Annotated in this window: 25 protein-coding genes; 12 read left to right on the plus strand and 13 right to left on the minus strand. The window is 28.6% G+C overall.

Translation table 11 applies throughout. The annotated features are described in order from the left end of the window. Positions 1–65: 65 nt before the first annotated feature. The 6 genes from metG to rpsD all read left to right on the plus strand — a co-directional run bounded on the left by metG (position 66) and on the right by rpsD (position 7047). Positions 66–2060: a methionine--tRNA ligase gene (gene metG / locus KMP12_RS03505; protein WP_215756358.1), complete on the plus strand. Its 1995-nt coding sequence runs from the start codon at positions 66–68 to the stop codon at positions 2058–2060. 147 nt (positions 2061–2207) lie between these two features. Further along, positions 2208–2498 (plus strand): Asp-tRNA(Asn)/Glu-tRNA(Gln) amidotransferase subunit GatC, encoded by a 291-nt coding sequence (gene gatC, locus KMP12_RS03510; protein ID WP_215756359.1) that lies wholly within the window; start codon positions 2208–2210, stop codon positions 2496–2498. Positions 2499–2519: 21 nt separating this feature from the next. Then, positions 2520–3977: an Asp-tRNA(Asn)/Glu-tRNA(Gln) amidotransferase subunit GatA gene (gatA, locus tag KMP12_RS03515; protein WP_215756360.1), complete on the plus strand. Its 1458-nt coding sequence runs from the start codon at positions 2520–2522 to the stop codon at positions 3975–3977. A gap of 15 nt (positions 3978–3992) precedes the next feature. Continuing rightward, a complete protein-coding gene (gene gatB, locus KMP12_RS03520) occupies positions 3993–5420 on the plus strand; it encodes an Asp-tRNA(Asn)/Glu-tRNA(Gln) amidotransferase subunit GatB (RefSeq protein ID WP_215756361.1) in 1428 nt (475 codons plus the stop codon). A gap of 77 nt (positions 5421–5497) precedes the next feature. Further along, positions 5498–5989 (plus strand): nitroreductase family protein, encoded by a 492-nt coding sequence (locus KMP12_RS03525; RefSeq protein ID WP_252344687.1) that lies wholly within the window; start codon positions 5498–5500, stop codon positions 5987–5989. 455 nt (positions 5990–6444) lie between these two features. Continuing rightward, positions 6445–7047, plus strand: a complete 603-nt coding sequence (rpsD, locus tag KMP12_RS03530) for a 30S ribosomal protein S4 (protein ID WP_215756362.1) — start codon at positions 6445–6447, stop codon at positions 7045–7047. Positions 7048–7253: 206 nt separating this feature from the next. Here rpsD and KMP12_RS03535 read toward each other — a convergent pair whose 3' ends face one another. After that, positions 7254–8246, minus strand: coding sequence for a hypothetical protein (locus KMP12_RS03535; RefSeq protein ID WP_215756363.1), 993 nt, complete (start codon positions 8244–8246; stop codon positions 7254–7256). Between the two features lie 492 nt (positions 8247–8738). On the opposite strand from KMP12_RS03535, the gene KMP12_RS03540 reads away from it, so the two are divergent. Next, the gene (locus KMP12_RS03540; protein WP_215756364.1) at positions 8739–9623 is read left to right on the plus strand and encodes a phosphate/phosphite/phosphonate ABC transporter substrate-binding protein; all 885 of its coding nucleotides are present in this window, start codon (positions 8739–8741) and stop codon (positions 9621–9623) included. A gap of 36 nt (positions 9624–9659) precedes the next feature. Here the strand turns inward: KMP12_RS03540 and glmM are convergent, their stop codons facing one another. From glmM to mbhE, 8 genes are all read right to left on the minus strand, one after another. Further along, on the minus strand, positions 9660–11000 hold the full coding sequence (gene glmM / locus KMP12_RS03545; RefSeq protein WP_215756365.1) for a phosphoglucosamine mutase: 1341 nt from the start codon (positions 10998–11000) through the stop codon (positions 9660–9662). 184 nt (positions 11001–11184) lie between these two features. Continuing rightward, positions 11185–11556: a monovalent cation/H(+) antiporter subunit G gene (locus KMP12_RS03550; protein WP_215756366.1), complete on the minus strand. Its 372-nt coding sequence runs from the start codon at positions 11554–11556 to the stop codon at positions 11185–11187. Next, positions 11540–11833 (minus strand): MrpF/PhaF family protein, encoded by a 294-nt coding sequence (locus KMP12_RS03555; RefSeq protein WP_215756367.1) that lies wholly within the window; start codon positions 11831–11833, stop codon positions 11540–11542. Before KMP12_RS03555 ends, KMP12_RS03550 begins: the two co-directional genes overlap by 17 nt. Then, a complete protein-coding gene (locus tag KMP12_RS03560) occupies positions 11826–12311 on the minus strand; it encodes a Na+/H+ antiporter subunit E (RefSeq protein ID WP_215756368.1) in 486 nt (161 codons plus the stop codon). Before KMP12_RS03560 ends, KMP12_RS03555 begins: the two co-directional genes overlap by 8 nt. A 6-nt stretch (positions 12312–12317) precedes the next feature. Further along, entirely contained in the window at positions 12318–13796 is a 1479-nt protein-coding gene (locus KMP12_RS03565) for a proton-conducting transporter transmembrane domain-containing protein (RefSeq protein WP_215756369.1), read from the minus strand. Further along, positions 13789–14148, minus strand: a complete 360-nt coding sequence (locus KMP12_RS03570) for a sodium:proton antiporter (protein ID WP_215756370.1) — start codon at positions 14146–14148, stop codon at positions 13789–13791. The genes KMP12_RS03565 and KMP12_RS03570 overlap by 8 nt, the downstream gene beginning before the upstream one ends. A 1-nt stretch (position 14149) precedes the next feature. Further along, positions 14150–14575, minus strand: coding sequence for an MnhB domain-containing protein (locus KMP12_RS03575; RefSeq protein WP_215756371.1), 426 nt, complete (start codon positions 14573–14575; stop codon positions 14150–14152). Next, a complete protein-coding gene (gene mbhE / locus KMP12_RS03580) occupies positions 14565–16919 on the minus strand; it encodes a hydrogen gas-evolving membrane-bound hydrogenase subunit E (RefSeq protein WP_215756372.1) in 2355 nt (784 codons plus the stop codon). The genes KMP12_RS03575 and mbhE overlap by 11 nt, the downstream gene beginning before the upstream one ends. A gap of 266 nt (positions 16920–17185) precedes the next feature. Here mbhE and gltX point away from each other — a divergent pair, with 266 nt between their 5' ends. The 4 genes from gltX to rpmG all read left to right on the plus strand — a co-directional run bounded on the left by gltX (position 17186) and on the right by rpmG (position 21989). Next, positions 17186–18643 (plus strand): glutamate--tRNA ligase, encoded by a 1458-nt coding sequence (gene gltX, locus KMP12_RS03585; RefSeq protein ID WP_215756373.1) that lies wholly within the window; start codon positions 17186–17188, stop codon positions 18641–18643. Between the two features lie 73 nt (positions 18644–18716). Then, positions 18717–18965, plus strand: coding sequence for a heavy metal-binding domain-containing protein (locus KMP12_RS03590; RefSeq protein WP_253195977.1), 249 nt, complete (start codon positions 18717–18719; stop codon positions 18963–18965). A 213-nt stretch (positions 18966–19178) separates the two neighbouring features. After that, positions 19179–21737, plus strand: a complete 2559-nt coding sequence (gene secA / locus KMP12_RS03595; RefSeq protein WP_215756374.1) for a preprotein translocase subunit SecA — start codon at positions 19179–19181, stop codon at positions 21735–21737. Between the two features lie 102 nt (positions 21738–21839). Beyond that, complete coding sequence (rpmG, locus tag KMP12_RS03600) at positions 21840–21989, plus strand: 50S ribosomal protein L33 (protein ID WP_003145675.1); 150 nt, start codon at positions 21840–21842, stop codon at positions 21987–21989. Positions 21990–22588: 599 nt separating this feature from the next. On the opposite strand, the gene KMP12_RS03605 is transcribed toward rpmG, so the two are convergent. The 4 genes from KMP12_RS03605 to KMP12_RS03620 form a co-directional block, all read right to left on the minus strand. Then, positions 22589–22819, minus strand: coding sequence for a hypothetical protein (locus KMP12_RS03605; RefSeq protein WP_215756375.1), 231 nt, complete (start codon positions 22817–22819; stop codon positions 22589–22591). 48 nt (positions 22820–22867) lie between these two features. Next, complete coding sequence (locus KMP12_RS07825; protein ID WP_215756382.1) at positions 22868–22993, minus strand: tyrosine-type recombinase/integrase; 126 nt, start codon at positions 22991–22993, stop codon at positions 22868–22870. A gap of 237 nt (positions 22994–23230) precedes the next feature. Further along, positions 23231–23791, minus strand: coding sequence for a cell wall-binding protein (locus KMP12_RS03615; RefSeq protein ID WP_215756376.1), 561 nt, complete (start codon positions 23789–23791; stop codon positions 23231–23233). 352 nt (positions 23792–24143) lie between these two features. Next, the gene (locus KMP12_RS03620; RefSeq protein ID WP_215756377.1) at positions 24144–24839 is read right to left on the minus strand and encodes a DUF3800 domain-containing protein; all 696 of its coding nucleotides are present in this window, start codon (positions 24837–24839) and stop codon (positions 24144–24146) included. Between the two features lie 1130 nt (positions 24840–25969). On the opposite strand from KMP12_RS03620, the gene KMP12_RS07830 reads away from it, so the two are divergent. Beyond that, a partial coding sequence (locus tag KMP12_RS07830; RefSeq protein ID WP_215756383.1) for a helix-turn-helix transcriptional regulator occupies positions 25970–26060 on the plus strand: 91 nt, incomplete at its 3' end.

The raw sequence follows: 26060 nt of genomic DNA on the forward strand, positions 1-26060 counted from the left end.
ATACTTTGTATTATTGTGATAAAATAAAAATAATTATATTAAAATTTAGAGAGGAAAATGTAGTAATGAATAAAAAAACATTTTACATAACGACCCCTATTTATTATCCGAGTGGGAATTTACACATAGGGCATGCATATACTACCGTAGCCTGCGATACGATAACTAGATATAAAAAAATACAGGGTTATGACACGTTCTTTTTAACAGGAACTGATGAACATGGGCAAAAAATACAACAAAAAGCTCAAGAAAAAGGAATTAGTGAACAAGAATATGTAGATACAATGATAGAAGACATAAAAAAACTTTGGTCTTCTATGGATATAAATTACAGTAAATTTATAAGAACGACTGACACTTATCATAAAAAAGCAGTTGCTAATATTTTTGATAAGTTGCTAGAAAAAGGCGATATATATTTAGGAGAATATGAGGGCTGGTATTCAATCAGTGATGAAGAATATTTTACAGAAACTCAATTACAAGAAGTTTTTCGTGATGAAAATGGGAAAATGATTGGTGGTATTGCTCCAAGTGGTAATGAAGTTAAGCTAGTAAAAGAAGAATGTTACTTCTTTAAGATGAGTAAATATGCTGATAGATTAGTTGCTTATTATGATGAACATCCTGAATTTATCTTACCTGAAAGTCGCAAAAATGAAATGTTAAATAATTTCATCAAACCAGGTTTGGAAGATTTAGCAGTTACTCGTACAACATTTGATTGGGGAGTTAAAGTTAATTCTGCCCCTAAACATGTTGTTTACGTTTGGATTGACGCATTGGTTAATTACATAACTGCACTAGGTTATGCAACTGGTGAAAGTGATGAATTATTCAAGAAATACTGGCCAGCAGATGTTCAAGTTGTAGGAAAAGAAATTATTCGTTTCCATATTATTTATTGGCCTATATTACTTATGGCTTTAGACTTACCTTTACCTAAAAAGATTTTTGGTCATGGTTGGCTTCTTATGAAAGACGGTAAAATGTCTAAATCAAAAGGAAATGTAGTAGACCCTTATATGTTAATTTCACGTTACGGTTTAGATTCTGTTAGATACTACTTAATGCGTGAAGTTCCTTTTGGGCAAGACGGATTATTTACGCCAGAAAGTTTTATTGACAGAATAAATTCAGACTTATCTAACGACTTAGGAAATTTATTGAATAGAACAATTTCTATGATTAATAAATATTGCGATGGTTTTATTCCAGCCTTTGTTGCAACGGAAGATGAAATTGATAAAGATTTAATTTCTAATGCCAAACAAATGGTTGATGAATATGAAAATTATATGGAGAATATGCAATTTTCTAAAGCCTTAGAAAGTCTTTGGAAATTTATAACAAGAACTAATAAATATATAGACCAAACAAGTCCTTGGTTACTAGCTAAAGACGAATCAAAAAAATCAGTTCTTGATAAAGTGATGAATTATTTGGCAGAAAGTTTACGCATTACTACCATATTAATAAGTCCGTTTTTAACTAAAGCACCTAAAGAAATAAAAACTCAACTTAATCTTACAGATGAGTTACTAACTTATGCAAGTGTTAAAGAATTTGGAAAATTTGACGGAACAATCAAGGTTACAGAAAAACCAGAACCAATATTCCCTAGATTTGATAAAAATATAGAAATAGAATACATAAAAGAACAAATGTCTCCAAAAGCATTGGCTAATTTGGAAGAAGCAGAAGAAAAAAATGATAATTTTATTCCCTTGGCTGAAGAAATTACAATCGACAAATTTTTTGAAACTTCACTTCGTGTTGCACAAGTAATGAGTTGTGAAAAAGTTAAAAAAAGTTCAAAATTACTTAAATTAAAATTAGATTTAGGAAATCATACTCGTCAAATAATTTCAGGAATAGCAAAATATTACGAGCCAGAAGTATTAGTAGGAAAAAAAGTTGCAGTAGTTGCAAATTTAAAAGCAGTTAAATTATGCGGTGAACTTAGTGAAGGAATGATTTTATCTGCAGAAAAAGATGGAATACTAAAAGTAGTAGAAATAAATTATGATATTCCTAATGGTGCTGAAATAAGATAATAAAAAAACTCTTGATAATCAAGAGTTTTTTTATTGGAAAATTTATTTTAAATTTAAAATTTATAATATAAAAGATTTAATATTTAATTGATAAAAAGGCTGGTTTATGCTATTATTAGTTAGTAATTAATTAAAATGGAGGATTGTATGTCTAAGATAACAAAAGAACAGGTTGAACACATAGCTCATCTTGCAAGACTTGAAATTAAAGAAGATGAAGTAGAAATATATACTGAACAATTAGAAAAAATAGTATCTTTAGTAGAAAATTTATCTGTTGTAGATACAGAAAATATCAAACCAACATATCACGTTTTAGATTTGGTAAATGTATTTAGAGAAGACGTTGCAAAAAAAGGTCTTGATAGAGAAGAAGTATTAAAAAATTCTTATGAACAAGAGGCTGGACAATTTAAAGTTCCAACTATTATTGAATAATTACTTTTAAGGAGAAGATGAATGACTTTAATGTATGAAAGTATAGAAAGTTTAGAAGCTAAACTAAAAAATAAAGAAGTAAAACCTTCTGAATTAGTTGAAACTTCTTTAAAAAGAATTAAAGAAACTGATGAAAAAATTGGTTCTTTTATTACTTTAACAGAAGAATTAGCTTTAGATAAAGCTAAAGAGTTAGATATTAGTCAAGAAAAAAATGATTTCTCTGGGAAACTTTTTGGTGTACCTATGGGAATAAAAGACAATATAATAACAAAAAATGTAGAAACTACTTGTGCATCAAAAATATTACAAGGATTTAATCCTATATATGATGCTACAGTTATGAATAAATTGAATGCAGAAAATCCAATTTTAATAGGAAAATTAAATATGGATGAATTTGCAATGGGTGGGTCAACAGAAAATTCATATTACAAATCTTGCCGCAACCCTCATGACTTAGATGCTGTACCAGGTGGTTCTTCTGGAGGAAGTGCAACTTCTGTTTCAGTTGGGCAAGTGCCATTCACTTTGGGAAGTGATACTGGTGGTTCTGTTCGTCAACCTGCTTCTTATTGCGGGATAGTAGGACTTAAACCAACTTATGGTCGTGTATCAAGATTTGGTTTGGTTGCTTTTGCATCATCGCTAGACCAAATAGGACCTATGACTAGAACAGTAAAAGACAATGCACGAATTTTAGAAATAATTTCTGGTCTTGATGAAAATGATATGACAAGTGCTCCAGTTGATGTTCCTAAATTTAGTGAAATAATTACTGGTAACGTTAAAGGACTTAAAATAGCCCTACCTAAAGAATATTTTGGCGAAGGAATAGACAAAGAAGTTAGAAATAGTGTCTTAGAAGCTGTTAAATATTTAGAAAGTCAAGGAGCAATAGTAGAAGAAGTTTCTCTACCTAATACATCTTACTCAATAGAGTCGTATTACATTATTGCTTCTGCTGAAGCTAGTTCAAATCTTTCACGTTTTGACGGTATTCGTTACGGCTATAGAAGTGAGAATGCTAGCAACCTGGAAGAAATTTATAAAAAAACTCGTGGAGAAGGTTTTGGTGCTGAAGTAAAACGTCGTATCATGCTAGGAACTTATGTATTATCTTCTGGTTACTATGACGCTTATTATAAAAAAGCCCAAAAAGTTCGTACACTAATCAAACAAGATTTTGATAAAGTTTTTGAAAAATATGATGTAGTTATTGGACCAACAGCACCGACAGTAGCCTTTAATATTGGAGAAGAAATTACAGACCCAGTAACAATGTATGCTAATGATATTTTAACAATTCCTGTTAATATGGCTGGTTTACCTGCTATAAGTATTCCTTGTGGTTTCAAGGGTAAACGTCCTATAGGTATGCAGATAATTGGTAAACCATTTGCTGAATCAACTATATATGATGTTGCTTATAACTACGAATCACACTATAATTTACACAATAAAAAAATTGAACTTTAATATTAGGAGAAATTTATGCATTTTGAAACAGTAATCGGACTTGAAGTCCATGTAGAATTAAAAACAAATTCAAAAATTTTCTCATCATCACCAGCACATTTTGGTGCAGAACCAAACACGAATACAAGTGTTATTGATTTAGGTTATCCAGGAGTATTGCCAGTAGTTAATAAACGTGCGGTTGAATGGGGAATGAAAGCAGCTATGGCTCTTAATATGACCGTAGCAAAAGAATCAAAATTTGATAGAAAAAATTATTTTTATCCAGACAATCCCAAGGCATATCAAATTTCACAGTTTGACCAGCCAATAGGAGAAAATGGTTGGATAGATATAGAAGTTAATGGAAAAACAAAACGTATTGGTATAACTCGTGCCCATCTTGAAGAAGATGCAGGAAAATTAACTCACAGAAATGGTTATTCTCTAGTCGACCTTAATCGTCAAGGAACGCCATTAATTGAAATAGTTTCTGAACCAGATATAAGAACTCCTGAAGAAGCCTATGCCTATCTTGAAAAATTACGTTCAATTATTCAATACATTGAAGTATCAGACGTAAAAATGGAAGAGGGGTCTATGAGATGTGATGCTAATATATCTATAAGACCTTATGGTCAAGAAAAATTTGGTACAAAAACAGAATTAAAAAATCTAAATTCATTTACTTTTGTAAAAAAAGGATTAGAATTTGAAGAAAAAAGACAAGAACAAGTTATTCTATCTGGTGGAGAAATAAAACAAGAAACTCGACGTTTTGATGAAACAACAGGCACAACAAAACTTATGAGGGTTAAAGAGGGTTCAGATGATTATAGATATTTCCCAGAACCTGATATAGTCCCTATGAGAATATCTGATGAATGGATAGAAGAAGTTCGTTTGACAATTCCTGAATTACCCGACGCACGTAAGAAACGTTACCAAGAAGAATTAGGGCTACCAGCCTACGACGCTCATGTGCTGACACTTACAAAAGAAATGTCTGATATGTTTGAAGAAGCTGTTTCAAATGGAGGCGACCCTAAATTAGTATCAAATTATTTAATGGTTGATGTCAACGCATATTTAAACAAAGAACAAAAAACACTGAAAGAAACAAAAATAACTGGAGCTAGTCTTGCTGGAATGGTCAAGTTAATAACTGACGGAACTATTTCAAGTAAGATAGCTAAAAAAGTTTTTGCAGAACTTATCGAAAATGGTGGTAATGCAGAAGAAATAGTAAAAGCTAAAGGTCTAGTTCAAGTTTCTGATACAAGCCAGCTATTAACGTGGGTAAGTGAAGTACTAGATAATAATCCTAAATCAATAGAAGATTTTAAAAATGGAAAAGACAGAGCAATAGGTTTCTTAGTTGGACAAATTATGAAAGTTTCTAAGGGGCAAGCTAACCCACAAATAATTAATAAAATGTTACTAGAAGAAATAGCAAAAAGATAAAGTAAAGTCAGATAAATTTTTATCTGACTTCTTATAATATTAAGCAAATATTTTTAATTTAAGGGGGAAATTATAAAATGAATGAGGTAATAAAAACTATAAACAATCATCGTTCAAATAGAAGTTTTGTTAAGGGATATAAATTACACAAAGAAGAATTAGATATAATAATAAAATCTAGCAAACAAGCACCTAGTTGGATGAATGGTCAACACTATAGTATAGTAGTGATAGACGATGAAGATTTAAAAAATACAATATGGGAATTATCAAAATCTAATATTCATATATCTACAAGTTCTGTATTTTTATTATATTGTGCAGATTTAACTAGACATAAATTATCAAGTGAAAAACATTTTTCTAATTTTAATATTGAAGATAATTTAGATACAATAATAACTGCAACTACTGATGTTGCACTGGCTATGCAAAATGCAGTTTTAGCAGCAGAATCATTAGGATATGGTACTGTTTGTTGTGGTGCTATAAGGTCAGCTGCCAAAGAATTAATAGAAATATTAGAAATGCCAAAATATACCTATCCAATTTGTGGAATAAGTATATGAAAAATAGATGAAAAATTAACTACGGAAAGAGTTAAACCAAGAATAAAAGCAAGCGTTAATGTCGGAAAAAATAAATTTCCAATTTCTACAATTTCAGATATAGAAGAATATGATGAAGTTATGGAAAAATTTGCAGAAGCAAGAGAAACAAAATTATGGTCTAAAAAATTCGCAGATTTCTATAAGGAAAAACCCCTTGCCATAACAAATGAATTGCTTAAAAAACAAGGATTTTAAGCTAAAACTATTGACTTAAATATAATTAAATGTTAAAATACTAAACAGTGTAAAATAATAGCAGTGAAATATTTGTTATTGCCTCTATGTTATACATTTTTTAATGTGGCAACTCGTAACCTATGCTGCTAGGTGAAGTTCCAGAACTATAACATATACAACAACAGTATTGTGCTTTTTGTTTTACCAAAACAAAAAGATATAAGGAGGAGCATATAATGGCTCGTTTTACAGGTTCAACTTGGAAAAAATCTCGTCGTTTAGGAATATCACTAAGTGGTACTGGTAAGGAGTTAGCAAAACGTCCTTACGCACCAGGACAACACGGTCCAGGTCAAAGAAAAAAATTATCTGAATACGGATTACAGTTACAAGAAAAACAAAAACTTCGTTACCTACACGGCATGAACGAAAAACAATTCCGTAAATTATTCGATAAAGCAGGAAAATTACAAGGTCTTCACGGGACAAACTTCATGGCTTTACTAGCAACACGTTTAGATTCTGTAGTTTACAGCTTAGGTCTAGCTAGAACTAGCCGTCAAGCACGTCAAGTAGTAAACCACGGACACGTTCTTGTAGATGGTAAAAAAGTTGATATAGCATCTTATCAAGTAAAACCAGGACAAGTAATTTCTATTCGTGAAAAATCACGTAATTTAGAAATTATTAAAGAAGCTGTTGAAATAACTAACTTTGTACCTGAATACTTAACTTTTGATGAAGATAAACTTGAAGGTTCATTAGTTAGAATTCCAGAAAGAAGCGAACTTAACCAAGAAATAAATGAACAATTAATAGTAGAGTACTACTCTAGATAATAAAAAATTCCCACAATTAATTTTGTGGGTTTTTTATTTTACAATAGAATATTTATTAAGTTGAGCAAGAGCATAGATAAAAATTTTTTAAAAAAGATATATAATATTAGCTTCACATCTCTTATCAAATTTACATTTTAAATAGAAAAAAAAAAAAAACTTACTAGGTAAATTTACCCAATTAAGTTTTTTTATTTTTTATGCTATTATCTTACCCAAACGCCACTAGCGTCAACAAAATATCCATCTGGAGTATATTCATTCACTGCCATGTATCCACCTGATTTTAGGTAATACCAGTTTCCGTCAGTGTGTTTAACCCACTCATTTTGAGCCATGTATCCGCCTGATTTTAGGTAGAACCAGTTTCCATTAGCGTCTTGAATCCATGCATTTTGTGCCATGTATCCACCTTGAATTAAGTAGAACCAAGAACCGTTACTAAATACCCATTCATTTTGCACCATATATCCACCTGATTTTAAGTAGAACCAAGAACCATTGCTTAGTATCCAAGTATTTTCAGCCATTCTTCCGTTTTCACCAAAGAAGAACCAAGACTTGTATTCTTTATCGAATAACCATCCTTTAGCCATAGAACCATCTGCTTTGTTGTAAATCCAAGCTCCATCTTTTTTAACAAATTTTTCATCTTTTATTTTCAGGTTATTATCTTTTTTAGTATTACCCACATTATTTTCAGGTTTTAAGCTATTTACGTTATTTTCAGAATTTGCATTATTATCGTTATTAGAATCACTCGCACTGTTTCCAGCTTCAGATGTAGCCGCTAGTATTTCATTAGCTATAGCTGTTAAACGTGCTTTTACTTCTTCAGCATTTTCATTGTCTTTTAATGTGTACATAATAGTTTTCCCAACCCAACGAAATTCTTCTCCACTTTCAAGAAAATCAGCAGTTTCATAATATTTAAAAGTAATTCCTTGGCTAGCAAAGTCTTTAGATTTAATATAATCATCAACTTTTTTTATAAAATTATCAGCTTTTGGATATTCATTTGGATATTCATTTTGATAAAAAGGTTCAGAAAATGAAACATAAATTATGTTATTATATACACTTACACTAGATCTTATCTTTGATTTAGCATAAGTTGTATGGGTTACCATAGGGCTAGTAAATAATGAAACTGCAAGTGCAGCAGTTAGAAATTTAGTAAATTTTGTAGTTTTTGTCATTATAATGACCTCCTTATATTTTTTAATTAGTTCATAAAATCAGACTTTTTTGAACTTAAATTATATAATAAACTTGTTCATAAAAATATTTTATAAACGGCTAAGTGAATAAGTTTTTATCTTATTTTTAAAAAAAATTTAAAGATAAAAACTCCGTTCCAAAAAGTCTACTATTTGGAACAATTTTTTTGTTTTTTTCTAATTATTAACCAATTGTAACAAGTTGTCTTTGCTACTCCTAATACACAAGCAGCCTCCCTAATATTTAATTCTTGTAAATTCCATTTTTGATAAACTTCTTCAAAATTATTAAGTAGTTCTTTTTATTAGTTTTTTCTAGTATTAATTCTTTATATACTAATATATTTATCAAAAATTATAAATCTTAAAAATGTAGAAAGTTGCTTATAAATTATTTTTATAAAAGATTAATTGATAAAAATTATCAAATATGATATTATATATTTATTAATTTTATGGGAGGTATAGTAGATGAAAAAATTACTATTATTAATTTCTAGTTTTATTTTAATTATAGCTTTAACAGGCTGTTCTTATGACAATAAAAAAGCAGAAACAAAAGTTTTAAAAATGGGACTTGTTCCAACTTCTAATAGTGAAAAACTTATCGAGGATGTGCAACCTATTGCTAACAAATTAAGTGAAAAGTTAGGAGTAAAGGTTGAAGCTTTTACTGCTAGTAATTATATTGGCGTTATTGAAGGATTAAATAGTGGAAGTGTAGATTTTGGTTTAATACCACCATTTTCTTCTTTACTAGCAACAAGTCAAGGGAATGCTAAAAATATTCTTACGGCTAAAGGAAGAGATGGACAACCTGGCTATAAGGCTGTAATTTTGGTAAGAAAAAATGCTAATATAAATTCAATCGAAGATTTAAAAAATAAAAAAGTTGCGTTTGTAGATCCTTCTTCAACTTCAGGCTACATATATCCTGGAGCAATGATAGTAAACAAAGGTCTTAGTTTGGAAAAAGATATTGTTACACAATTTACTGGGGGCCATGACAAGAGTTTACAATTATTATTAAATGGTGATGTGGATGCTATCGGTTCTTATGAAAATCTTTTAAATAAATATGCTAAAGATTTTCCAACTGCCAAAGACGAACTTAAAGTTTTAGCGACAAGTGATTTAATACCTGGAATAACTATTACTGTATCTAATTCTCTTGATGCAGATATGCAAAAAAAATTAAAAAATGCTTTATTAGAATTACAAAATGATAAAGAAACAATGGAATTAATGACTAAGTTATATTCAATAACAGGTTTTGAAGAAGTAAATCAAGATGTATATAAAAAAGTTGAAGAAACTGCTAAATCTATGAATGTTGAATTGGATAAGGTGAAATAAAAATATACCTAGTGTGGAATTACACTAGGTATGTTTTTATTTATTATATTTTTCTATTATTAAAGCAGCTAATTGTTTACAGTATTTGTCAGTCAGTTCATGACTACTTGCTTCTACCATAACTCTTACTATGTTTTCTGTTCCAGAAGCTCTAAGTAATATTCGACCACTAGAAGATAGTTCTTCTTCTATTTTTTTGCATTCTTCTAATATTTCTTTATCCTGCATGACTTCTGTTTTATTTTCAACTTTGATATTGACTAATTTTTGTGGGAATATTGTAACTTGGTCGGCAAGATTTTTTAAAGTAGTTTTCTTTTCTTTTATAATTGAAGCTAGACAAACAGCTGTAAGTATTCCATCTCCAGTAGTGGCATGTTCAAATAAAATAACATGACCTGACTGTTCTCCACCAATAGAATAATTATTTTTTCTCATTTCTTCTACAACGTAACGGTCGCCGACTGAAGTTTTAACAGACTGCATACCATGACTTTCGATAGAACGATAAAATCCTAAGTTACTCATTACAGTAGAAACAACCATATTATCTTTTAATTTATTTTGTTCTTTTAAATATTGAGCCAAAATAAACATTATCTTATCACCGTCAACAATATTTCCCTCGTTGTCAACAGCAAGCATTCTATCTCCATCACCGTCAAAAGCAAAACCTAGGTCGACATCATTTTCTTTTACAAACTCAGCTAAAGTTTCTAATTTTGTAGAACCAACATTATGATTAATGTTAAGACCATTTGGATTACAACCTATTGTTTCTATATCAGCTTCTAAATCTCCAAATATAAATGGTGCTATGGAAGTTGTAGCCCCGTTAGCACAATCTAAGGCTATTTTCATACCCTCTAAGTCTAAATTTATTGCTTGTTTAATATGTTGTATATATTTTTGTGCTAGATTGAAAGAATTATATATTTTTCCTAATTTATCTTTTGAAGCATTTATTATATTTGAATTATCATCTATTAATTTTTCAATAATAATTTCTTCTTCGTCAGTTAATTTGAAACCGTCTGAACCAAAAATTTTAATTCCATTATCTTGATAAGGATTATGAGATGCTGATATCATAATTCCAGAATTTGTATCTAATACATTTGTTAAATATGCTATAGCTGGAGTAGGTATTACACCCGCTAGCATTACATTGACACCTGAACTTGTTAAACCAGATACCAAAGAGCTTTCTATCATATCACAAGATATTCTGGTATCCCTACCTATAATTACTTTTGGACTTTCATGTTTTGATATAAGAAGTGAACCCAAAGCACGACCAACTTTAAAACTTAATTCAGCAGTTAAAGTTTGACCTGCAACTCCTCTTATACCATCTGTTCCAAAATATTTTCTCATTGGAAAATCTCCTTAATATTTTAAATAATTATAAGGTTATAATACTACATTAAAATTAATAAGTCAATTACACACTTGTTTGTAGAAAATTTCTTACATTATAGACAAAATAAAAATAGAATTATTAAAAAATAATTCTATTTTTTCATATAAAATTTTAAATTTCTTAAAATTTATTTTAATATTATTTTTCGTTATATTTTTTTACATCTTCTAATAAGGGTTCTATTTGTTTATTTCTTTTAAAGTAAGCATCTTTTTTATAGATTATTGAAGTCAATCCTATCATGTGAGCTGTAATAGGAGAAACTATAAATAAAAATATTATCGCAATAATTAATTTATATTCAAAAACATTCAAGTATCTATAAAAGAATATAAAACCAGCGATTAATACTAGCTCAACTGCAAAAGAACCTGTAACTCCTGATGCGTGTAATTTAGTTAATTCATCAGGAAGTCTAATAAATCCTAAAATTGTACTAATCATAGCCAGTATTGCAATAATTATTAAAAGAATAATTATTATTGTCATTGCATTATTTAGAATTGTCATCAGGGAAAACCTCCTTACGCACTAAAAATCTAGTTGTAACTACGGTTCCAACAAAGCAAATTATCGCAATTATTAGTACCAAAGTTATGTAGGATAAAGTTTTGTAATACATACTTATAAGTACAACGCCACAAATTAAAGGCATTGCTATTAAATCGCTAGCTATAAGTTTATCATAAATACTTTTTTTAGTTACCATGTAGTAAAGAAGAAAGATAATCATAATAAAACTTGTAAAAATACCAGCTAAAATAGTAATATCTAATATCTTATTCAATTTTATCCACCTCCAAAATGGCTTTTTCAAAACTGTTTTTTATAGCTTCTATTTCTCCTGCTATATCGTCAGTGTCTAGCCTATGAATAAATAATTTAGAATTATCATAACTAATATTTACTGTTATTGTTCCAGGAGTTAAAGTTATCATATTAGCCAACATAACAATTTGCCATTTTTTTTCTACGTCTAAAGGATATTCAAATATTGCAGGATTTACATCTAACTTTGGTTTGAACATTAATTTAAACACCGCAATATCTGCTTTTAATAATTCTACTAAGAATAATAATATTAATTTTATCCACTTGTATAGATATACAAAATATAGTTGTTTACCAGGAAGTTGTTTTCTCAAAATAAAAATTATTACAGCTCCCCAGAAAAAGCCAACAAAAAAGTATTCGTGATTAAATCCGTTAGAAAAGAACATCCAGAGTATTCCGAAAAATATATTAATAAAAAATTGAATTGCCATAGTCAACTATCCTTTCTGTAAAACCAACTCTATATATTTATTTGAATTTAATATTGTAGATGTGCTTTTTTCTAATAAGGGTTCTAAAAGATTACTACACAAACCTACAACAATAGCAATAACAAGTAGAGATAAAACTGGTATTATTAAAATTTTTGGCAGTGGTTTTAATTCTAATGATTTATTTGTATTATCATAAAAAATATTTAAGAATACTTTTATAAGAGAATAAAATACTATTAAACCAGATAGGGTAACTATCACACCTACAAATATTTGTTTATCTTCTACGAAGCCTTGTATAATTAATGCTTTTCCGTAAAATCCACTTAAAGGTGGAACACCTGATAGACAAAGAGTGGTAATAAAGAAAGTCCAGCCAAGTAAGGGATATTTGTTAATTAGTCCGCATTTTTTTATATTTTTCACCTTGCAAATATAAATTATAATTCCTACCATTGTAAATAGAGCAGCTTTTAATAAAATATCATTTATTGAGTAGAGGATAACACCTTTTATTGCTTTGCTATTTAATACTGAAGTAGCTGCAACCATAATTCCTAGTGATATTATAATATTAAATATTACAATTTGTTTTAGATTTTTTTGATATATTGCACCGATACAACCAACTATTATTGAAATAGTTCCTAAAGATAATAGAAAATATTTTATAGTATTAGATTCATAATAGAATAAACTGTAAGTTCTAATTATTGAATAAAGTCCTACTTTTGTTAGTAGTGCAGCAAATATTATTGATACTGCAATAGGAGGAGCGGCATAAGCCCTATTCATCCATGTGAATAAGGGGAATATAGCTCCCTTCATGGCAAATACAAATATCATAACTAGACCTACAAGGTACAAACCTCTTTTGTCGGGTAGTGAACTGATAGTTTTAGAGATGTAAGCCATATTTAAACTACCAACTATTGTATATAAATAACCTACGCTAATAACAAATAAACTTCCAGCAAAAACATTCATTAGAACATAACTTATTGAAGATTTTAGTTGTTCTTTTTTTATACCTACAAGTAACAAAAGATAAGATGCCATTAGGAGTATTTCATAAAATACAAATAAATTAAAAATATCTCCTGTTGTAAAAGCTCCGTTAATACCAGTCATAATAAGTAATATACCAGTATAAAAGAAACTATTTTCACTATATTTATCAATAGTTTTACTCGAATAAATTATTGTTGCTAGAAAAACAATAGCTGATGTTAAAACTAAAATACTATTTAATCCATCAAGGGCTAAAGTTATACCAAAAGGACTCTTCCAATCACCCATTTCAAGAATTAAAATTTCATGTTTTTTAATTTTAAAAATATTAAATATTGCAGATATAGTTACTAAAATACTAGCACAGAGTGTAATTTGTTTTTGTATAAAAGTATTATTTTTAAAGAAAATAGTAATTGATGCAAATAGTAGAGGTATTACTATGGGAATAACTGGTAAATTACTATACATCTTTACTTACCTCCTTTATAAAATCTACATCTTCTAATGTGTTAATATCATCACTGTTTTGAAGTTTGTAGTTTGCTATATATATTGATATTAATAAACAAGTTACTGCAAAACCTATAACTATTGCTGTAAGAATAAGAGCAGCAGGAACTGGGTCTATGTAATTATTACCAAGTTCTGAAATAATAGGAATATCTCCGTCGTATAGCCCACCCGATATTAATATAATAAGATTAGCAGCATGACCAAAAAGTCCAACACCTATAATTATTCTGATTGTACTTTTTGAAAGCATCATATATACTCCAAAACCAACCAAAATTCCGCAGAGTATAATCATATAAAATTCCATATTATCTACCGTCCTTTCCAAAGGCTAATATTACAGACATAAGTACACCGACAACTACAAGATAAACACCCAAATCAAATATAGCTGCCGTATGTAATTCAACCTCTCCAATTAAGAGAAAATGAATATGAGTGAAGTGGTGTTTAAAGAAATTTTTTCCTACAAGCATACCAGAAATGGCAGTTCCTATGGAAAATATTAAACCACTGGCTGTAATATAAATATAGTTTATAGGCAGGGTAGATGTAACCTTGTCTATGCCGTATGTAAACATAGCTAGACCTAAAGCCATTGTGCAAAGTAACCCGCCAACAAAACCTCCACCTGGAGAAAAATGCCCTCCGAAATATAAATAAAGCGAAAGTAAAAAGATAAATATTGAAGTTATGGTCGATAAACTTTTTAAAATTAAATCATTAGTTTTCATCTTTATTACCTCCTTTTTTTATAATTTTAAACATAGAGTAAATTATTAGGGCAACCATGCTCATAACGGTAATTTCAAATAAAGTATCAAAACCACGGAAGTCAACTATAATAACATTAACTATATTTCCTCCACCAGAAGGAATTACATTTTCGCTATAAAATGGACTAATTACTGATGGATTTTTATAAGCATAAGAAACAAGACCTACGATTATAAAACTAATAGCTGACAAGATAGCTATTACTGCATTTGTTAGTTTGAATTTTGTTTTTTCAATATGTTTAGTTTTATTAGTTAGAACAATAAAAGCAATCAAGAATATAATTGTTGATATTGATTCTATTACAAATTGTGTCATTGCAAGGTCAGGAGCCCTAAATGTTACATAAAGAGCTGTCATCATAAATCCTATTCCTGATGAAGTCATAATTAAAACTAATCTGTTAGTCATAAAAGATAAGAAGATACAGCATATAACAATACCGATAGATATAATGATATTTATTAAATTTACTTCAGAAAAATTATTAATAGCAAGAGGTTTACCTAAAATGAAGTAACCTATTATTACAGTAGCAGATAGAGATATAAAGATATAAGTCATACTTCTTCTTATTTTATTTGTTATAAATAAATCATGTAATTCTTTTGTTAAACTATGTAATTTTTCGCCACAAATATCATATAATTTTTGAATATTTATAATAACAGGACTGTAATTATAAATAGAATTTTTATTAGCTAATTTTATATATATTAAACTTCCTACAAGAATAATTATTATTGATGTTATTAATTCTTTAGTTACAAAACTTTCGTGATTAATATGAGTAATATAATTTTTTGTTACAACAGCTGATTTTTGAGCTGGAATAACTATTACATCTTTGTAAAAATTATTTGCTAAAGTCATTAATGCTAGTATTGCAGGTGCTATAACAATTCCTTTATTAACAATATGTAATTTGTGTTTTCCTAAAACTTCAGGATTAAATTCATTTAAAAATGGTTTGAATACCAATATCATGGAGTAGATGAATGTACCTATAGCAGCCAAAATAGTCATTATTATAACAATAAGATAATAGATATTAGTATCTAATAAATTATAAACTGTTGTTAATAAAAATTCTTTAGAGTAGAAACCACTAAATGGTGGTACTCCAGCCATAGACATTGCAGCTAATATACTAATTACAAAACTTGCAGGTAGAATTTTTCTCATTCCTCTGATAAGAGATATATCGCGAGAATGAAGAGTGTGGTCAATAATTCCCGTAACCATAAACAAGCTGGCTTTAAAAACAGCGTGATTTATTATATGGAAGCAAACAGTATAAAATGCAAATGTATATATAGTATGATTATTGTTATATAAACCTAGATTTCCAATACCAATCATCAGTGTCATCATTCCTAGTTGGCTTATAGTAGAGTAGGCTAATATGGCTTTTAAATCTTTTAAGAATACTGCATTAATTGAACCTATTAGCATTGTAATGACACCAAATATTATAAGGGTATTAGCAAATATAGGAGTGAATGAAAATACAATACCAATACGTAATAAAAGATATATTCCAGCTTTAACCATAGTTGCAGAATGCAGATAACTACTTATAGGTGTAGGTGCAACCATAGCGTCTGGTAACCATATATGGAATGGAAACTGTGCTGACTTTGTAAAAGTACCGATAAGAATTAAAATCATTGCAATATATATTAGACTACCAAATTCATTATTTTGACTGTAATTTATTATTTCACTTATTTTAAAACTTCCAGTAATATTTTCTAATATGAATATTCCTAGTAGCATTAGTACTCCACCGAATACAGTTATGATAAGAGATTTTAAGGCTCCGCTTCTTGAACGTTCATTTTCATACCAATAACTAATTAATAGGAATGATGAAACAGAAGTTAATTCCCAAAACATATACATACTAAGTAAATTATCGGATAAAACTATTCCTAACATAGCTGACATAAACAACATAAGGAAAATATAAAATTTATGCAGTTTAGGGTCTAGCCTTTCCATGTAGTATGCAGAATAAAGTATCACTAATGTACCAATACCAGTAATAAGAAGTACGAATAATAAAGATAACCCATCTAGTCTAAGATTTAAGTCTAAACCAATGTTTGAAGCAAGAGAAAAATGATTTGTAAAAATTTCTCCATTATAAATACTTCTTATTTTTGATGAAAAGTATAAAAACAAACTTAGTGGTACTAAGAGTAAGAAAAATCCTAAGTGTATGCTTTTAATATTTTTCTTTATTAAAGGCACTAAAAAAATTGCAAGTAAAGGTAATAAGATACTTACTTGTAACATTAAACAACCCTCTTTCTTTAAAATATTTATAATTAATATTATATAACATTTTGCATAACATTGAAAATGAAAATGTTACATGGATTCAAAATGGTAATTTTAATTTAGAAATTATTTTCTATAATTCATAAAATATTTTCTAAAATAAAAAATTTTTTTATAATATTTTAAATATACTTTTATGTATAGAATCAAGGTTTTATTGATTTTTACAGCTTACTGGTGTATAATATTTTAAATTAAACTAAATAATTAGGAGTTTTACAATGAAAAAAGTAAGAGTTAGATATGCTCCATCACCGACAGGTAATTTGCATATAGGTAATGCAAGAACAGCTTTATTCAATTATCTTTTTGCAAAACGTTATGACGGAGATTTTATTTTAAGAATTGAAGATACTGATTTTAAACGTAATAAAGAAGAGGGAGAAAGAAGTCAGCTGCAATATATGAAGTGGTTGGGTCTTGAATATGATGAGGGACTTCATAAGGAAAAAGATTGTGGATCTTATCGCCAATCTGAACGTTTAGAAATATATAAAGAGTATGCAGAAAAATTAATCTCAGAAAATAAGGCCTATAAATGCTACATGACTGCTGAAGAATTGGAAGCCGAACGAGAAGAACAAAAAGCTAAGGGCTTGCCACCTAGATATAGTGGTAAACATGCCAACTTAACAAAAGAAGAGCAAGAGGCTTTTGAAAAAGAGGGAAGAAAACCATCAATTCGTATTCGTGTTCCTCAAGATAGAACATACAGCTGGGAAGATATGGTAAAAGGAGAATTATCTTTTGAGGGTAAAGATTTTGGAGATTTCGTTATTTTAAAAAATGACGGAGTTGCAACTTATAATTTTTGCGTTGCAATAGACGACCACTTAATGAACATATCACACGTATTAAGAGGAGATGACCATGTTTCTAATACTCCAAAACAATTAGTAGTTTATGAAGCTTTAGGTTTTGAAGCTCCAAAATTTGGACACATGACACTTATTGTTAATGAGAACAAGAAAAAATTATCAAAACGTGATGAAAGTATTATTCAATTTATTGAACAATACGATTCACTTGGTTACTTACCAGAAGCAATATTCAATTTTATAGCCTTATTAGGTTGGTCTCCAGAAGGAGAGGAAGAAATTTTCACTCGTGATGAATTTGCTAAAATTTTTGACGAAAAACGTCTAAGCAAATCTCCTGCATTTTTTGATAATCAAAAATTAACGTGGATTAATAATCAATATATTAAAAAACAACCCCTAGAAAGAATATTAAATCTTGCTTTGCCATTCTTAGTTAAAGAAGGAATAGTAACCCAAGAAGAAATTGAAACAAATAAAGAATGGTTTGAAAAATTAATAAGTTTATATCAACCACAAATGAGTTACGGAGCAGAAATAGTTAAATTAACATCGCTATTCTTTAAAAAAGAACTTGAATTTGCTAATGAAGAAAGTGAAATATTAGCCCTAGATACAAATTCAAAAGTTTTTGAAGCATTGCTAGAAAAAATTTCTTCAATGTCAGAATTTACAGCAGAAAATATAAAAAATGCAATCAAAGAAATTCAAAAAGAAACAGGTATAAAAGGTAAAAACTTATTTATGCCAATTCGTGTTGCTACTACTGGACAAATGCACGGGCCAGAATTAAATTTAAGTTTAGAGTTGCTAGGAAAATATAGAGTAGTAGAAAGAATACAAAAAATATTAAATAAGTAATAAAAAATAATATTTAAATATAAGGAGATTAATTATGATAATAACAACAACTAATAATGTTCCAGGTATGTAAATAATAAAATATAAGGGACTTGTTACTGGATCAGTATTAGCTGGTATAAATTTCATAAAAGATATAGGGGCTGGTTTTAGAAATTTCTTTAGAGGGAGAAGTGCCGGATACGACGAAGAACTTAAATCTAACGCTAGTAAATTAGGAACTAATGCAGTCATTGGTTTATCTATAAACTTTGAAAGCCTAGGAACTAATGGCGATATGATTCTTGTTGTCGCTACTGATACAGCGGTAGAAGTAAGATAGTAATAAAATTTGATATAAGTAAAATAGATGGTTTAAATAAAAGTGTCTATTTTTTATAACTTTTAGTAAAGTTATATTATAAGTAATAAATTTTTACTTTGAATATTTTACATATAATTTGCTAATTAGAAAAAATAATTGCTAAATATATATCTAAGTGTTATAATATTATGATGTTAAGAAGTTAATTTATTAACCGAGAGGAAATTATATATGGCATTTTTAAATAAAGTTTTCGATGCTAATAAAAGAGAATTAAAAAGTCTTGAAAAATTGGCAAAGAAAGTAATTGCTAAAGAAGATGAATATGCTTCTTTAACAGAAGAGGAATTAAAAAATAAAACAATAGAATTTAGAGATTATATTTCACAACAAAAAGAAAAAGGTGTTTCTAGTTCGGACATATTAGATGATATACTAGTAGATGCTTTTGCCGCTGCAAGAGAAGGAGCTTTTCGTTCATTATGTATGAAACCTTACAAGGTACAGATTATGGGGGGGATCGCTCTTCATAAGGGAGATATAGCAGAAATGCGTACAGGAGAAGGTAAAACTTTGACTGCAACTATGCCAGTTTATCTAAATGCCCTATACGGCGAAGGTGTTCACGTAATCACTGTAAACGAATATTTATCACAACGTGATAAAGAAGAAATGGGTGTTTTCTATGAATATATGGGGCTAACTGTTGGACTAAATTTAAACTCCCTATCTCCATCGGAAAAAAGAGAAGCATATAATTGCGATATTACTTATTCTACAAACAACGAACTTGGATTTGATTATTTGAGGGATAATATGGTTAGAAATGTTGAATCGAGAGTGCAAAGACCTCTAAATTATGCAGTAATTGACGAGGTAGATTCTGTACTTATTGATGAAGCAAGAACACCACTTATAATATCTGGAGAAGGTCAAGAATCTACATCTTTATATCAAGTAGCTAACGCATTTGTTAGAACTTTAAAGATGGCTAAAGAAGAAGATGGTAGCGATGGGGATTATACACTAGATATTAAAACTAAAGCTATTCAACTATCTGAAAGAGGTATTGATAAGGCTGAACAATATTTTGGATTAAAAAATCTTTATGATTTAAAAAATGTTGACTTAACTCATCATATAAATCAAGCTCTAAAAGCAAATTATACAATGAGTCTTGATGTTGACTATGTTGTTTATGATGGAGAAATTTTAATTGTTGACTCATTCACTGGAAGAACTATGCCAGGACGACGCTTTTCGGAAGGCTTACATCAAGCCATAGAAGCTAAAGAAAATGTTGAAATCCAAAAAGAAAGCAAAACTATGGCAACAATAACTTTCCAAAATTATTTCAGAATGTATAAAAAATTATCTGGAATGACAGGTACTGCCAAAACAGAGGAAGAAGAATTTAGAAATATATATAATATGTTTGTAACTACTATTCCTACAAATAAACCTGTAATTCGTATTGACGCACCAGATTTAGTATATTCTAGTATGGAGTCTAAATATAGAGCGATAGTTCGTGATGTGAAAGAAAGATATTTTGCAGGGCAACCTGTCTTATTAGGTACAGTAGCCATAGAAACAAGTGAATTGCTATCTAATTTACTTTATAAATCTGGAGTTCCCCACAAGGTCTTAAATGCCAAACAAAATGAGAGTGAAGCAGAAATAATTAAAATGGCAGGACAAAAAGGTTCAATTACTATTGCAACCAACATGGCAGGTCGTGGTACAGATATAAAACTTGGTGAGGGTGTAAGAGAATTAGGTGGATTAGCCGTTATAGGTACTGAAAGACACGAATCGCGCCGTATTGATAATCAGTTAAGAGGACGTTCAGGACGTCAAGGAGACCCAGGTTATTCAAGATTTTATCTTTCTTTAGAAGATGAACTTATGCTTCGTTTTGGAGCGGATAGACTTAAAAAATTAATGGATATGAATGACGATACTCCATTAGAAAGTCGCATGATAAGTAGATCTGTTGAAAGTGCCCAAAAACGTGTTGAAGGAAATAACTTTGATGCTAGAAAACAAGTTCTTCAATATGACGATGTTTTAAGAAAACAACGTGAAATAATGTATGGAGAACGTAATGAAGTTTTAGAATTAGAAAAAGTTTCTGAAATAATAGCTAGCATGGTAGACAATGCTGTAAACAAAACTATTGATTACTCCTTAAATTTAGAGTTTGTAGATGAAGATATTGATATAAGAGATATCGTGAAATTACTTAATGAAAAATATTTATTAGATAATCCTATTAATATTGATAATTACACAGAAGCTAGTGATAAAGAAGAAATAGCAGAATTAGCCCTCGTAAATATTAAAAAAGAACTTGCTGAAAAACGTGAATTACTTACTGATAAAACAATGGATAATTTTGAAAAATATATACTTTTAAATTCTATTGACCAGCATTGGACAGACCATATTGACCAGATGGACCAGTTGAGAAAAGGTATCTTCTTGCGTTCTTATGGGCAAATAGACCCTCTTAGAGAGTATCGTAATGAAGGTCATATCATGTTTGAAAATATGATTGCTGAAATTGAAGATAGTGTTACTACAAATCTACTGCGTATAAAAGTAGAAAGACACGAAGAAATAGAACTGAAAAACGAAGAGAAAGTTCTTATTACAAATGACAGTAAGGAACATATAGCAAGAGGTCCTATAAAAAGTTCAAGTAGAGAAGAAAAAAAGAAAAGAAAAGAAGAAAGATTAAATAGAATAAAAGAATTAAAAGAAAAGAAAAAGGTAATAGGTAAGTAAAATTATATAAAAATACTAGATTTTATATTTATTTAATGATATAATATTTGTCGTTGTATGAAAAAGTTGTAAGACATATATTAAAAATAGGAGGCTATATTAATGCGCGTAAATGTAACATTAGCTTGTACAGAATGTGGTGATAGAAACTACATTACTAAAAAAAATAAAAGAAATAATCCAGACCGTATTGAACTTAAGAAATACTGTCCTAGATTAAAAAAAGTAACTCTACACAGAGAAACTAAATAATATTTTTTAAACCCTTGATACATCAACGTTTCAAGGGTTGTTTTTAGAATGTATACGAAATATATAAGGAACTGTTGTTAAAAGTTTCAATGGTTAGCAAATTTGTTGGCTAATTTATTTCTTTGTTTTTTGTTAAGTGGGCGTATATTCCCATTGTAGTTTTTAAATCGTTATACCCTAATCTGTTTTGTAAGTCTTAAATGTTTGCACCACTTTCGAATAATAAAGAACAACAGGTATGTCTAAAACCATGTATTTTTATTAATTTTAAGTTGTGTTTTTGCATATATTTTTAATTTTGTGATTTAAGTACATTAGACCTATGAAGTTGTCATTTTTATCTGTAAACTATAATTTAGAGCTTGTTGTTTTTTGGTAGTATTTTAACATTTGTACAGTTTTAGTGTCTATGGTAATTTTTCTTTTTGCTTTTTTGATTATTGAGGATTGAATTTTTATTTTATAGTATATATTTAGTGAGAGATTTTTATTTATGGTTATAAGAGTATTATTTAAGTTAACGTCATCCTAAGTTAATGATAGTAATTCTTATTTACTAATTCCTATAAAGGCAAGTAGTCTAAATATTACTAATGTTTTTAATGAGTAATTTTTTCAACTTTTTTTAATAAAAGTCTTAATTCTTCTTTAATTATAGTATAATTCGTCTTCTTGTTCAGTTTTTTAATTTTAGGAAGCATAACGTCGTTCATTGGATTTTTATAAATTAAATTAAATTTAATTTTATTGCATTTATGAATATTTTTGTTCTCTACATTTTCATTTTTTAGTAGGGCAAGACTATATTTTTCAGAATGTGTACTTATCAATTTTTGACAATGTGAATCTGTTATTTTTGTTAGTTTAATTTTATTAAATCACTCTAACAATAGTTTGAAAATGTGCATTTTAATGAAAAGTGTATTTTCTTTTATATTATGTTTGTACCCTTCAAACCAGTCATTATATACTTCTGAAAATAACTGGTATTTATTAGTTAATATACCTAGTTCTTTTCTTTAGGTTTGCATTTTAGCAATATATAGTTTGGCATCTTTTTTTAAAAAAATCTTGCTTTGTTTTTTCATATTCTTTGATATTCATAAAAACACGCTCCTTTGTAAATTTGGATTATTAAGAAGCGTATAGTATAATATTAGCTGTTGAGACTAGTGTATTTTACTATACGCTATTTCTCCCTTGCTTTTGGCTAAGTAGGGGAGTTTTTTTATTTGTTTATTTTATTCTACAGGGACTTCAAATGTAGCTTTTTGTCGCTTTTTATTGCTGTCGTATTTGTCGAACATAACTTTAATTGTTTTACTTTCAGTAGATAATCCAAAAGCTTTTTGTGCACCCTCCATAATAGCACCTTCAGGTGTAGGTTTTACATAGTTAAGATTAATTATTGGGTATATTTTAGATACTTTTTTACCGCCATCAACGACCTGATATGGTGTAAAAAATAAATCTTGGAATTCTCCTTTATACCCTAGATTTTCATATGTATAAGTAATAACAACTACTTGTGCTGGTTCATCTTTATAAAATTGATTTCTTTCTGTAGTAGTGGTTACACTATCAATTTTTAATTTCCATTGACCATCGACTACCCAGTATTCATTTAATCCATAAATTTTGTCTTTTACTTCTTTTTTGTTTGTTGAATTTGTTGAACTAGATTTTGAGTTAGAAGTTGAAGACTCTTTAGTTGTAGATTTTTTTTCTGTATTGTTAGAACATCCACCTACAATAACCACACTAGATAATAATGCTGTTAATAAAATTTTTGATTTTTTCATAATTATAATCCTTTAAATTTAATTTTTTAGCGGTTTAAAAACCATATTGGATAGCTACAAATAGCTATCTAAAATTATATTTTTATAATTTTTCTTAAATACAAAAATACTGCATATATATTTTCATATATCACAGTATTTGCACACTTGAAAGCCGTAGCTTTTTCAAATGCTAATTTCCTATGTATATAATTTTAATAGTTTTGTTTATAAAAAGTAAAAAATTATTGACTATTGGGCAGCAATAATGTAAAATTAATTTAGGTGGTATTGGTAATTCTTAAGAAATGGCGTACATTTATTCGTAAGTTGCCTGTTTTGGTAACCCATTCTTAAGTTGATACTATCCTATTTATCCAAATAAACTAGAATTACATTTAGCTCGTGGAAAATAATCCATATGCTGAATGTTTTTTATTTTTAGTTTATTGAATATTTTAATGGCTTTTTCTTGATTTGAATTATTATCTTTTCCTTTTATTAATCTATAAATAAAATTTGAAAATATATCGGCTATTTGTATTAATATATTGTTTTGTGATTCAAAATATTCTACTTTTACATATTCTTTTACTTTGTTATCTTCTATACAAAATTTAATTTCTAGATAGTCTTGTAAGGACTTTAAATTTTTAATAGCTACATTTCTATTATCTAAATTCAAATTTAATATGTTGCAAGTTGAAAATGAATTTTTTAGTAATAAGAAGTTTATGTAGTTGAATGTTATTGATGGATTTGTTGTTAATCTGTCATAGGCATTGTGATTATCAAATATCATAAAGTAAAATGTAATGTCTGTCTTTTTTATTAGTTCTTCAAATAAAAATATTTTAAAATCAATATTCATTTCAGAGCCTTTTATTTCATTTTTTATGTTGAAATTTAGGTCTGGATTATTTTTTAAATATTTTTGTTTTGCTTTTTTAAATATTCTTTTAGTGTGTTCAGGTTCATTTGTAGATATTCCAGCAAAAATAAAATATTTATTATTTATGTTTTTGCTTTTTGTTATTGAACCTGATTCGTCAAAATAAAATTTTTTCACATTGTATAACCTTTTTCTATTATTTTCTTATCCCTAAAACTTCGCTCTTAGTTCTACGACTTTGCCTAGTATGGTTACTGGTTTTGTTTGGATTTCTTCTAGGGTGTAAAACATGGGGGCGTATGCAGGGTTGGTTGATATCTGTATATTGGTTTTTTAGTTTTTTGCAGGTTGTGTTATCGTAGGTTACTATTATTATGACGGTGTGGTCTGTCTGAGCATCAGGTTGTTTTCTTACTATTACGCCGCCGTTGCCCATTTTTAGCTATATGGAGTTGTCTTTTATTTGTGGGTCGAAGTATTCTCCACTTCTTTCCATTTCCTGGATTATTTCTTCATAGTCTATTATGTCTTATATCGCTGTGATTGGTATACCTGATTCTACTTATACTAAGACGGGGATTTTTACTCCTTGTTTTTTTTATTTGCTAATCTGCTTCTACTAAATCTACTTTTGATATTACAAACTAATTAGTCATTATCTCTATTTGATCTATTCTAGAATAAGTTTTAGCTTTAAACTAATCTAACACTATAGTGTATTAAAATTAAGTTTATTTGAAAATTCAGTAGTGTTTAAATCATTTTTCCCATATAATACTTTGTATTTCTAGCCATTATTTCTTTATTTACAAGATTAATCATTTTATCACTTCCTTAATTATTATACTTATATATTATTATAAAAAACTAAAAAAGTTAAGAAAAAATAAAAAAGTACATACAAGAACAATATAATATTGTATAATATTATTATCAAGCTAGAAAGGAGGGTTAAAGGCTTGAAAAAGTGAGATGAAAAAGAAAAACTCAAGATATTTGATGAATACCTTGAGCTAATACTTTCAATTATAACAAAGCTTTTAAAGCTAACTGTCATAATAAGAATTATAATTGAAATAATATTTGGTTAAAAGGTGGGGGCGAAAGCTCCACCTAAGCAAATTTTAACACTTTTTCAAGAAATAGTCAATATGGATAAGGAAACGGTAAAATTAATTTTAAAAATTGTGTGGAAAACGCTTGAGATTATAGCTTTAGTCTATTTTATTTACTGGATTTTGACGCATTAGTAATAAGTAAATTTTATAAATAGGGAGGTGAAGATTTTGGAAAAATTAACGTTAAAGATGCTAAGGGTTAAGTTTAATTTGTCGCAAGATGAAGTGGCTGGGCGTTTGAATATATCCGCTGCGACTTGGAGCAAGTGGGAAAGAGCTA

The organism is Gemella sp. zg-1178 (genome assembly GCF_018790995.1).
GTDB lineage: Bacteria > Bacillota > Bacilli > Staphylococcales > Gemellaceae > Gemelliphila.